Raw genomic sequence first — 11,679 nt, forward strand, 5'->3', positions numbered from 1 at the left:
CAACGTACCTGAACGGACCTATTCGGCCCGGCTCAGGTCGGCGTGCTGATAGGTACTGGCGGCATGTACCAACACCGGCTGACTGGCCGGGCCCGTGCGGGTGGTGCGGGTTGACGTGAACACCAGATCGAACTCGACTTTCCGGCTGTTGAACGTGTACGTGGTCGTGATCAGGCTTTCACCCACCGAAAATTGGGAAACAATCCGATTGCCCATCTGCGTGGCCGACAGCACAACGCCGTCCTTTTCATCGATCTGGCAAATTCCTTTTACCGGGTCAATGATCACCAGTTCGTAATTGCGGGCGGGCTGATCGCCGTATTTGATGTAAAACGCATATCGATTGGGCCGGCCCGGCAACGAATCGATGGTCAGTTTCATCGGAATTTTCTGAGGCTGTTTGGCCCCCGACGTACTGGCGTAGAGCGTGCCCTGCCATACGCCGAAGTGGCTTTGCGGAAAAACAACCTGGGCCTGTACGCCCGAAATACCTATACCCAAAAGAAGGAGAAGAAGGCAGACAATACGCATGATCTGAACGGTGTTGGAAGGAATTGGCGAGTGGACTAAATAGGCTGGAAAGATACTCAGTAGCTAACAAAGTTGTCACATGCGAAAACACGGGAATAAGCCATCTTAACAGGCAGATTCTGTATTTTTGTCTAGCGTCGCCAACGTTCGGCGCGATAAACTGCCCTATTCTGCTTCATGAATAAACTATCTCTCTGGTTAGCCGCCACAGCGCTGGCTACCAGCCCGGCAATGGCCGTGTCGCCCCCCGTTAAGCCCGCGCCCCAAAAGCCCGGTGCCCCCCGCGACGAACGGAAGTACATCGACCCGAAAAACATGGACACCAATGTGCGGCCGGGCGATGATTTCTACCAGTATGCCAACGGGGCCTGGTTGAAAACCAACAAAATTCCGGCGTCGAAAACGTCGTGGGGTAGCTTCAACGAGCTGCGTGAAAAGAGCGTCGAGGCCATGCGCAGCCTGCTGGAAGAAGCCGCCCGTAACCCAAAGAAAAGCCGTCTTCAGCAGATGGTGGGTGATTTCTACGCCAGCGGTATGGACAGCCTCACCATTGAAAAGCGGGGCTGGGACCCACTCAAGCCCGATTTTGCCCGGGTTGACAAGCTCAAAAATATGACCGACGTGCTCAACGAGCTGGCCTACCAACGGAAACAGAGCAACGGCATGCTGTTCAGCTTCTTCGTGGGACAGGACCGGAAGAACGTCAACAAATACCTGCCGCAATTTGGTCAGGGCGGCACGACCCTGCCCGACCGCGACTATTACCTGAAAAACGATCCACGCAGCACCAAAATCCGCGACGCTTACCGCGACCACCTCACTAAGATGCTGACGCTGGTGGGCGACCCGCAGCCCGCGCAGAACGCCGACAAGGTGCTGCAACTCGAAACGGCGCTGGCCCAGGCGCAGATGGCCCGCGTGGAGATGCGCGACCCGTACAAGACGTACAATAAACTGACCGTCAAAGACTTCGACAAGATCACGCCGCACATCAACTGGGTCGATCAGATGAACCGGTTTGGCGTGAAAGGGCAGGATACCGTGCTGGTGGCCAACCTCCGTTTCTACAAAACGGTGGATAGCCTGCTGGTCGCCACGCCGATCAACGACCTGAAAACGTACATGCGCTGGAATCTGCTGAAAGGCGCGGCGCCCTACCTGAGCTCGCCGTTCGTGAAGCAAAATTTTGCCTTTACCCGCGTGCTGACCGGCCAGAAAGAGCAAACACCCCGTTGGCAGCGGATGAGTGGGCTCATCGACGGTACACTGGGCGACCTGCTGGGTCAGCTGTACGTGCAGCAGTATTTCAAGCCCGAAGCCAAGCAGCGGATGATGGTGCTGGTCGATAACCTTGAAGCATCGTTCAAAGAGCACATCAACGGGCTGGAATGGATGAGTGCCGATACCAAAAAGAAAGCACTCAATAAACTGGTGTCGTTCAAGCGTAAGATCGGTTATCCCGACAAGTGGAAGAATTACGACGGTGTCGTGGTCAAGCGTACCGATTTCTTCGGGAACGTCGAAGCGGCCGGTCAGTGGAGCTACAACTACATGATCAACCGCCTCGGCAAACCCGTTGATCGCACCGAATGGGGCATGACACCGCCGACCGTGAATGCCTACTACAGCCCCGTCAACAACGAAATCGCGTTTCCGGCGGCCATTCTTCAGTTTCCGTTCTTCGACGCCAACGCCGATGATGCCGTCAACTACGGCGGTATCGGTGCCGTAATCGGCCACGAAATGACGCACGGCTTCGACGACTCGGGCCGACAGTATGATGCCGATGGTACCCTGCGGGACTGGTGGACGGCCGAAGACGCCAGCAAGTTTAAGGAGCGGGCGGGCAAAGTTGAAGCGCAGTTTTTTGGCTATAAAGTGCTCGACACACTAGCTGTAAACGGCAAGCTGACGCTGGGCGAAAACCTGGCGGACCTGGGCGGCCTGGCCATTGCGTACGATGCCTTCAAGAAAACAAATCAGGGGAAAGGCAACACCGCGATCGACGGCTTCACGCCCGATCAGCGCTTCTTCCTGTCGTGGGCGCAGGTGTGGCGCATCAATGTGCTGCCCGAACAGCAGGCGCAGCTGATCCTGACCGACCCGCACTCGCCCGGCCAATACCGCTGCAACGGACCATTGAGCAACATCGACGCCTGGTATACGGCCTTCAACGTGAAACCCGGCGATAAACTCTACAAGAAACCCGACGACCGGATCCGGGTTTGGTAATGAGTCGCTTTGGCTCGTTTGATTGACCACAGGGGTCTGGGTACGTTCCCGAGCGGACGTACCCAGACCCCTTCTCTATGCCATAAACGGAGGATCATTAGCGAAAGCGGGACGTTTGGCCTTTTTTTGCAACCAGAAAACGGGCGCGTTTCCGTTGCGTAAGTATGCTGTTATCCGATCTAGTCTATAAAGTCTCCCTGCTGGCTACGGCCGGCCCCATGAGCGCCGAGGTAACCCACCTGACGATGGATTCGAGGCGCGTTGGGCCGGGGAGCTTGTTCATTGCCGTGCGGGGTACCGTTTCCGATGGCCACAGTTTCATCCCCAAAGCGATTGAACAGGGGGCGACCGCCATTCTGTGCGAAGAACTGCCTGCCGAGCGGCCCGAGGCCCTGCCCGAGTCGGTCACGTTTGTGCAGGTCGAGAATGCCCCCCGGGCGATGGGCTTCCTGGCAGCCAATTTCTACGGGCACCCGTCGAAAAAGATCAAGCTGGTCGGCGTGACGGGCACCAACGGCAAAACCTCGGTGGCTACCCTGCTCTTCCGGCTGTTCCGGGCGCTGGGCTACCGCTGCGGCCTGCTCTCGACGGTGCAGAATCAAATCGACGACGAGGTGATTCCGACCACGCACACCACGCCCGATGCCATCACGACCAACGAACTGCTGGTGAACATGATCAAACACGGTTGTACGCACGTGTTCATGGAGGTCAGCTCCCACGCGGTGGTGCAGGAGCGCATTGCCGGGCTGCATTTCGTGGGGGGCATTTTCACCAACATCACCCACGACCACCTCGATTTTCACGGCACGTTCGATAACTACATCAAAGCCAAAAAAGGCTTTTTCGATCAGTTGCCGCGCTCGGCCTTTGCCCTGACCAACGCCGACGACAAACGTGGGGCGGTGATGTTGCAAAACACGCTGGCTCGCAAAGAGAGCTACTCGCTCCAGTCGCTGGGAACGTTCAAAGGCAAGGTGCTGGCCGACGGCCTGTTTGGCATGGAAATGCTTGTCGATGAGCGACAGGTTTGGTTCAAACTCATCGGTCGGTTCAACGCCTACAACCTGCTGGCGGTGTATGGCGCGGCGGTGTTGCTGGGCGAAGACGAAGAGGCGATCCTGACCGAGCTATCGAGCCTGACGCCCCCGCCTGGCCGGTTCGAACAGGTGATTTCGCCGGATAAAATCGTCGGGATTGTCGATTACGCCCACACGCCCGACGCCCTGCAAAATGTGCTGGAAACCATCGACAGCCTTCGGCAAAGCAACGACTCGGGTGTACTGCCCCAGGTGATTACGGTGGTGGGTTGCGGCGGCAATCGCGATGCAGCCAAACGGCCCATCATGGCGCAGATTGCCTGCAAGCTCAGCGATCGGGTGATTCTGACCTCCGACAACCCGCGCTTTGAAGACCCTATGGCGATTTTGGAGCAGATGCAGGCGGGCATACCAGCGATCGATTACAAAAAGACGCGCACAATCGAAGACCGCCGCGCGGCAATTCAGGCAGCAGTAGCCATGGCGCGCCCCCACGACATTATCTTGGTAGCGGGTAAAGGCCACGAAACCTACCAGGATATTCAGGGCGTGAAATACGATTTCGACGACCGGCTTGAACTACGTAAAGCCTACCAAATCCGCTAACTTTGACACCAATGACTGAATGAGCGACTGAGCGAATACCTTCTATACGTCGCGTAGTCAAACCCATATATCCACTCATTCACTATTTCACTCATTAGCCAATGCTCTATTACCTCTTTCAGTATCTCGACCGGAATTTCGATTTTCCTGGAGCGGGGGTTTTTCAATACATCTCGTTTCGGGCACTCGGCACGGTAGTGACGTCACTGCTCATCGCGGCGGTATTTGGTCGGCGGATCATCGACACGCTGCGGTCGCTGCAAATCGGGGAGTCGATCCGCGATCTGGGGCTGGAAGGGCAAATGCAGAAGCGCGGCACCCCCACGATGGGCGGCTTTATCATTCTGTCGTCGTTGCTGATTCCGGTGCTGCTGTTTGCCAAACTGTCCAACGTCTACATCATCCTGCTGCTGGTATCGGCCGTCTGGACGGGCCTGATTGGCTTTCTTGACGACTACATCAAGGTCTTTAAAAAGAACAAAGAGGGGTTACAGGGCAAGTTCAAAGTAGTCGGTCAGGTAGGACTGGGGCTCATCGTGGGGCTCACGCTATCATTTAACCAGCACGTCAAAATCCGGGTGTACGACGCCCCGGTAGCCGGCTCGATCACGCGACAATTGACTCGTTATCAAGACATTCACTCTACCGTCTCGACGATTCCATTCGTTAAAAACAACGAGTTCGATTATAGCTCGCTGCTGTTTGGCCTGGTCTCACCCGATTACACCTGGATCATCTACACGCTGGCTTGTATTTTCATTATCACAGCCGTTTCCAACGGGGCCAACATCACCGACGGCATCGATGGGCTGGCGGCGGGCTCGTCGACGATCATCGCGCTGACCCTGGCGGTGCTGGCTTACCTGTCGGGGAACGCCCGGTTCGCCGATTACCTCAACATCATGTACATCCCCAACTCGGGCGAGATCGTAATTTTCTGCGCCGCCTTCATTGGGGCCTGTGTGGGCTTTCTTTGGTATAATTCCTACCCGGCGCAGGTCTTCATGGGCGACACGGGCAGCCTGATGCTCGGGGGGGTTATTGCGGTAATCTCGCTCAGTCTGCGCAAAGAACTGCTGATCCCGATCGTGTGCGGCATTTTCCTGGCCGAGCTGGTGTCGGTGATGCTTCAGGTCAGCTACTTCAAATACACCAAGAAGAAGTTTGGGGAAGGCCGACGGCTCTTGTTGATGTCGCCGTTACACCACCATTTTCAAAAGAAAGGCTACCATGAAGCCAAGATCGTTACCCGCTTCTGGATTGTGGGGATCATCTTGGCCGTTATGACGCTGGCCACGCTCAAATTGCGATAGGCCCTTCGGGTAGTCTTGAAAGTCATTCGAAAAGAAGTCCAACGTCAGGTGAGCCGCTTGCTGTAAAAGCGGTTTGCCGGCAGGCTGATCACTAAACCATGACTTTCGAGACTTTGGACTTCTTTTCGAACGACTTTCAAGACTGAACGAGCATGCAAGCAATCGTTTTTCCGGGTCAGGGTTCTCAGTTTACGGGGATGGGCCAGGCTTTGTACCAATCGTCGGAGCAGGCGAAAGACCTGATGGATCAGGCCGACGAGATTCTGGGTTTCTCGCTCACCAACATCATGTTTACGGGCACCGATGAGGAACTGAAACAGACCAACGTAACGCAGCCCGCGATCTTTTTGCAGTCGGTGGCGCAAGCGCTTACCACCCCCGATTTTGCGCCGGACATGGTGGCCGGGCACTCGCTGGGTGAATTCTCGGCCCTGGTAGCGGCAGGGGCGCTCTCCTTTGCCGACGGGCTGCGGCTAGTGGCCCAACGCGCCGACGCCATGCAACGCGCCTGCGAACTGAACCCCTCAACGATGGCGGCTATCCTGGGCCTGCCCGACGCGGTTATCGAGCAGATTTGCGAGGAGGTTACCGGCGAAACGGGCGAAATTGTGGTGCCTGCCAACTTCAACTGCCCCGGCCAGGTCGTGATTTCGGGCAGCAACGAAGGCATTCGGGTGGCCTGCGAACGGCTGAAAGCCGCCGGTGCCAAGCGGGCGTTACCGCTGCCGGTGGGTGGCGCCTTTCACTCGCCCTTGATGGAACCGGCCCGCGCCGATCTGGCCCAGGCGATCGAAAACACCACGTTTCACACGCCGCATTGCCCGATCTACCAGAACGTCGACGCCCAACCCTCAACCGACGTACCCACGATTAAAGCGAACCTGATTGCCCAGCTCACCGCACCCGTCCGCTGGACGCAGTCGGTGGAGCGCATGGTGGCCGATGGCGCTACGACCTTCACCGAATGTGGCCCCGGCAAAGTATTACAGGGCTTAGTGAAAAAGATTGCTCCCAGCGTCGAAGTTGGTGGCCTCGCTTAACCATCTCGCATCGCCAAACAGAAGAGCCCACCCCTGATCAGGAGTGGGCTCTTCTGTTTGGCGATAGCCTGAAGCGTGCTTAGGGCTTGTTGCTGTCTACTTTCAAGCGTTCGTCGCGGTTGGCAATTTCCCAGGCGGTGTAGAACACAAGCCGGGCTGTTTTCTCGGCCAGTTTGAAGTCAATCTTGTCGACATCGTCGGTCGGGCGGTGGTAGTCGGCATGCAACCCATTGAAATAGAAGATGATGGGTATTTTATGCTTGGCAAAATTGTAGTGGTCTGAGCGGTAATAGATGCGCTCAGGGTCCTGCGGATCGTTGTACTTGTAATCCAGCTCCATTTTGGTGTGTTCGGCGTTCTGCGCTTCGCTGATCTTGTGCAGATCGCTCGACAGCTTGTCGGAGCCGATCACGTAGATGTAGTTGTCGTTGGGCTGCTTGTTCTTGTGCAGATCGTCCACGCGGCCCACCATGTCGATGTTGAGGTCGGCTACGGTATTTTCCAGCGGCAGTACGGGGCTGAAATCGGCGTAGTATTCCGAACCCAGCAGCCCTTTCTCTTCGCCCACCACCGTCAGGAACAGTACCGACCGGCGCGGTCCCTTGCCTTCGGCTTTGGCCTGACTGAAAGCCTGCGCCAGTTCAAGCACCGACACCGTACCCGAGCCGTCGTCGTTCGCGCCGTTGTTGATCTGCCCGTCGGGGCTGATTCCGATGTGGTCGTAATGGCCCGACACGATCAGCACCTCGTCTTTCTTATCGGTTCCTTCGAGGTAGCCCATCACGTTTTCGGTCTGCACGTTTTCGTCTTTCCGTTCGGCCTTTACGCTCGCCTTACCGGCAAACTTGCCAACGGTGCTCGTGCCCATGCGGGTGATCTGCTCCAGCCCTTTCCGGAACTTGTCGGGTTTCTGGCCCAGCAACGCCGCACCCATATCGGTCGATACCACGAACGTACCCACCGAGCCTGTGTTTTCGGCACCGGGTTTCAGGCCAAGGCGGTTAAAGCGCTGTTGCAGGGCGGCGCGCTCGCTCATCAGGCGTTTAAACCCGGCGGCATCTTCCATCGACACGATGAATACCTGCGCGGCCCCTTTGTCCTTGGCAGCCGTTACTTTCGCCCGCCAGCTATCAGGTTTTCCCCATTTTGATGGCTCCTTACCACCGCTGACAGCCGAGCCACCATCGGCATTTTTGGGCTCGCCGTCGAGCATCACCACCGCTTTGCCCTTCACGTCGAGGTTCACGTAATCGTTAAACTTATCGTCGACGATGCCGTAGTTTACGAAAACGGTTTCGTAGTTGGTTTCGGTGGGCACCGAAAACAGGCCATTCACCAGAAAGTCGGTCAGGTACGTAAACGACTTGCCGTCGGCTTTCACGTTCAGGTCACCCCACGTTTTCTTGTAAAGGGTAAACGGTTGCAGATAGCCCATGGAGCCGTCGGCCTGCTTTACAATCGGCTTCAAGCCAAACTGGGCAAACTGACTGGCGATGTAGGCGGCCGCTTTTTTCTGGCCGCGCGTACCGGTTTCGCGGCCTTCCATATCGTCGGCCGCCAGAATGCGAAGGTGTTTTTCGAGGTCAGCGGCCGAAACGGTCTGTGCGTAAGTGGTTGCCGCCGACGAAACGGGGGCGGGCGCCTGAGCCAGCAACAGGTGGCCAGTCAGGGTGAGCAGGCCGGTCAGCCGACCGGCGCGAATGAAGTGCATAAGCGGTTGAAAGTAGTTAATGCTCTACGCCCAATGCCACCCGTAAACGGGTTTGTTCATTGACCATAAAACCGGAAATAGACACTGCAAAAATAAACGTTTAGGCGGCACAAGCCGGTATGTTTTACAGCAGCGATTTAACCCAATCTAGCAAAATTTAATAGGCTTTTGATCAGATTAACTACCTGTCAAACAGGCCCATTTACTTGAAAAAGAAGAAATTTATGCGTAAACTCAACGATAAGAAGCCACTCGTCTGCTTTTAGTCAGGCAGGCTTTGTGCCAGATCGTAGGTAACACATGAAAGCAAAGTGGTTGGCTATTGGCGGCGGGGTTGCCGTCATCGCGCTGTCGTCGTTCTCGGTATTGGGCCTCTTTTCGGAACCGGTTGATTTCAATACGCAGATCAAACCGATTCTGAACAAGAACTGCATTGCCTGCCACGGGGGCGTCAAAAAAGCCTCCGATTTCTCGCTGCTGTTCAAAGAAGAGGCGCTTGCTCCCGCCAAATCGGGGCACCCGGCCATCATCCCCGGCGACGCCGATGGCAGTGAACTGATCCGTCGCCTGAGCCTGACCGACCCCGACGAACGGATGCCGCTCGACGCCCCGCCCCTCAAACCTGAGGAGATTGAGCTACTGCGGAAATGGGTCGACCAGGGAGCCGAGTGGGGCGACCATTGGGCCTACCAAACACCCGACAATCCCAACGTACCCAGCATTGGCACGGTCTGGAGTCGGCTGGGCCTGAGCCAGCATCCCGAAACCGACTGGGCCACCAACGAGATCGATCAGTTTGTCCTGGAAAAGTTGCGCGAGAAAGGGTTGACCGTATCGCCGATGGCCGATAAGGCCACGCTGCTCCGGCGCGTGAGCCTCGACCTGACGGGCCTGCCCCCTACCGAAGCAGAGGTTAAAACCTTCATGGCCAACTCGTCGCCACAAGCCTACGAAAACGCCGTCGACCGGCTGCTGGCGTCACCGGCTTTTGGCGAAAAATGGGCCGGGATGTGGCTCGACCTGGCGCGGTATGCCGACACGAAAGGCTACGAGCGCGACCCCGGCCGCACCATCTGGCGCTACCGCGATTACCTCATCCGGGCGTTTAACAGCGACAAGCCCTACGACCAGTTTCTGACCGAGCAACTGGCGGGCGACTTGCTACCCGCCGCCACCGACGAGCAGTTGATTGCGACGGGTTTCCACCGCAACACCATGAACAACGACGAAGGCGGCACGCAGGATGAGGAGTTCCGGGTGGCGGCGCTGCTCGACCGGGTGAGCACCACCTGGGATGTGTTTCAGGGGACCACCTTTGCTTGTGTGCAGTGCCACAGCCATCCGTACGACCCCTTCCGGCACGAGGAATACTACAAATACATGGCGTTTTTCAACAACGCCCGCGACGAAGATGTGACCTCGGAAACGCCCACGCTCCGGTTCTACAAAGGCGCCGATTCGATCCAGTTGAACCAACTGACAACGTACCTGAAACGGAGCATTCGCGACCCCCAAAAGGCTAATGCCGAGGTACGTCGGGTCCAGTTGATGGCGCGGACGATGGAGCCTAAGATCAACTCGCACGCTTTCGATCAGTACGTCAATGCCTCGCTGCTTGACGCCAAATACTTCGGCGTGCAGCATCAGGGGTCGGCCCGAATCCCGAACGTCACGCTCACCGGCCTGCCCCGCCTCTACATTGCCTGGGGTACCAACGCCGACGACGCCCAACTGACGTTTCGGCTCGATAGCCCAACCGGGCGGGTGCTGGCCACAGCTCCAGTGCCCAAAACAGGTAGTAGCTGGTCGGATTCCATTCAAGTGGTGCCGCTGCCGCCAGTGTCGGGCAAACACCACATTTACTTGTCGCTGAGCAGTCCCACCAAGCCTAAAGAGTGGACGATGATCAAGTGGGTGTCGTTTCAGTCGACGATGGCCGCCCCCGCCGAAACCCTGCTGCTGAGCCTACTCAACAAAAACCCCGAACAGACGCCCATCATGCTCGACGGCCAAGGCGACTTGGCCCGCACCACACATGTCTTCACACGCGGTAGCTGGCTGACACCCGGCAAAGCCGTGCAGCCCGACGTACCCCACGCGCTGCCGCCAATGGACACCGACGAGCAGACGCTGCCCCGCAACCGGCTCGGTCTGGCCCGGTGGATGACCCGCCCCGACCACCCGCTCACGGCCCGCGTGGCGGTCAATCGGTTCTGGGAACAACTCTTCGGCGCGGGGATTGTCGAGACGGTCGAAGACATGGGCACGCAGGGCAGCCAGCCCACCCACCGCGAGTTACTCGACTGGCTGGCCGTGACGTTCATCGAAGACGACCACTGGAGCATGAAACAGTTGCTGAAGCGGATGGTGCTGTCGAGCACGTACCGCCAGCAAGCCAACGCCACGCCCCAGCAATTGGCCGTCGATCCGTTCAACCGCTATTATGCCCGTGGCCCACGGGTCCGGCTAGCGGCGGAGCAGGTACGTGACCAGGCGCTGGCCGTGAGTGGGTTATTGAGCCGGAAGATGTATGGCCCTAGTGTGATGCCGCCGCAACCCGACGGCATCTGGCAGTCGCCCTACAACGGTGAATCCTGGGTGCAGGCGCAGGGCGATGATAAGTACCGCCGGGCGCTGTATACCTACTGGAAACGTACCTCGCCTTACCCGTCGATGATCACCTTCGACAGCCCCAGTCGGGAGTTTTGCCAGATCCGCCGCCTACGCACCAACACGCCGTTGCAAGCGCTGGTGACCCTCAACGACCCGGTCTACGTGGAAGCTGCCCAGCGCCTCGCCGACTATATGACGAAGCACGGCACCACGCCCGACGCGCAGATACAGGCTGGCTTCCGCCGAATCATGCTCCGCGATCTGGCGCCCAAAAAACTGGCTGTCCTGACCCGACTTTACACCACGACCGAAGCCTGGTACACGCAGCACCCGGCCGAGGCCAACAAGCTCTTGGCGACAGCGTCGGCGTTACCCAAACAAGCCGCCCTGACCGTCACGGCCAACGCCATGATGAACCTGGATGAAGTGATTACGAAGGAATGACCTCACCGCAGCGTCGGACCCCACCCCCAGCCCCTCCCCTCAAAAAAGGGGAGGGGAGTTGGCAAGGCTAGTGAGCGTGACAGGGCCACAATTGGAAAATCAGTCTTATCCTTTTACCTGCTGTGAGAATAGAATCAAATTAAGGCATT

The 11,679-nt window shown here is 57.5% G+C and carries 7 protein-coding genes; 5 read left to right on the forward strand and 2 right to left on the reverse strand.

The window, feature by feature from the left end:
* Window positions 1–18: 18 nt before the first annotated feature.
* Window positions 19–531 carry a hypothetical protein gene (locus tag FAES_RS29380; RefSeq protein WP_015334510.1) on the reverse strand — a complete coding sequence of 171 codons (513 nt, stop codon included), beginning with the start codon at window positions 529–531 and terminating at the stop codon, window positions 19–21.
* A 177-nt stretch (window positions 532–708) separates the two neighbouring features.
* Here FAES_RS29380 and FAES_RS27640 point away from each other — a divergent pair, with 177 nt between their 5' ends.
* The 4 genes from FAES_RS27640 to fabD all read left to right on the forward strand — a co-directional run bounded on the left by FAES_RS27640 (window position 709) and on the right by fabD (window position 6,762).
* A complete protein-coding gene (locus tag FAES_RS27640; protein ID WP_015334511.1) occupies window positions 709–2,763 on the forward strand; it encodes a M13 family metallopeptidase in 2,055 nt (684 codons plus the stop codon).
* Between the two features lie 164 nt (window positions 2,764–2,927).
* Complete coding sequence (locus tag FAES_RS27645) at window positions 2,928–4,409, forward strand: UDP-N-acetylmuramoyl-L-alanyl-D-glutamate--2,6-diaminopimelate ligase (protein ID WP_015334512.1); 1,482 nt, start codon at window positions 2,928–2,930, stop codon at window positions 4,407–4,409.
* A 101-nt stretch (window positions 4,410–4,510) separates the two neighbouring features.
* Complete coding sequence (gene mraY / locus FAES_RS27650) at window positions 4,511–5,722, forward strand: phospho-N-acetylmuramoyl-pentapeptide-transferase (protein WP_015334513.1); 1,212 nt, start codon at window positions 4,511–4,513, stop codon at window positions 5,720–5,722.
* Window positions 5,723–5,874: 152 nt separating this feature from the next.
* On the forward strand, window positions 5,875–6,762 hold the full coding sequence (gene fabD, locus FAES_RS27655) for an ACP S-malonyltransferase (protein ID WP_015334514.1): 888 nt from the start codon (window positions 5,875–5,877) through the stop codon (window positions 6,760–6,762).
* 79 nt (window positions 6,763–6,841) lie between these two features.
* Here fabD and FAES_RS27660 read toward each other — a convergent pair whose 3' ends face one another.
* A complete protein-coding gene (locus tag FAES_RS27660; protein WP_015334515.1) occupies window positions 6,842–8,473 on the reverse strand; it encodes a M28 family peptidase in 1,632 nt (543 codons plus the stop codon).
* A 300-nt stretch (window positions 8,474–8,773) separates the two neighbouring features.
* Here FAES_RS27660 and FAES_RS27665 point away from each other — a divergent pair, with 300 nt between their 5' ends.
* On the forward strand, window positions 8,774–11,530 hold the full coding sequence (locus tag FAES_RS27665; RefSeq protein WP_015334516.1) for a DUF1553 domain-containing protein: 2,757 nt from the start codon (window positions 8,774–8,776) through the stop codon (window positions 11,528–11,530).
* The last annotated feature ends 149 nt before the right edge of the window (window positions 11,531–11,679 follow it).

It is taken from the genome of Fibrella aestuarina BUZ 2 (assembly GCF_000331105.1).
GTDB classification, from domain to species: domain Bacteria; phylum Bacteroidota; class Bacteroidia; order Cytophagales; family Spirosomataceae; genus Fibrella; species Fibrella aestuarina.

What these genes read in the sequence shown, in the direction of transcription:
- FAES_RS29380 (WP_015334510.1), bottom strand. Translation starts at nt 531, where the DNA reads ATGCGTATTGTCTGCCTTCTTCTCCTTCTTTTGGGTATAGGTATTTCG.
- FAES_RS27640 (WP_015334511.1), top strand. Translation starts at nt 709, where the DNA reads ATGAATAAACTATCTCTCTGGTTAGCCGCCACAGCGCTGGCTACCAGC.
- FAES_RS27645 (WP_015334512.1), top strand. Translation starts at nt 2,928, where the DNA reads ATGCTGTTATCCGATCTAGTCTATAAAGTCTCCCTGCTGGCTACGGCC.
- mraY (WP_015334513.1), top strand. Translation starts at nt 4,511, where the DNA reads ATGCTCTATTACCTCTTTCAGTATCTCGACCGGAATTTCGATTTTCCT.
- fabD (WP_015334514.1), top strand. Translation starts at nt 5,875, where the DNA reads ATGCAAGCAATCGTTTTTCCGGGTCAGGGTTCTCAGTTTACGGGGATG.
- FAES_RS27660 (WP_015334515.1), bottom strand. Translation starts at nt 8,473, where the DNA reads ATGCACTTCATTCGCGCCGGTCGGCTGACCGGCCTGCTCACCCTGACT.
- FAES_RS27665 (WP_015334516.1), top strand. Translation starts at nt 8,774, where the DNA reads ATGAAAGCAAAGTGGTTGGCTATTGGCGGCGGGGTTGCCGTCATCGCG.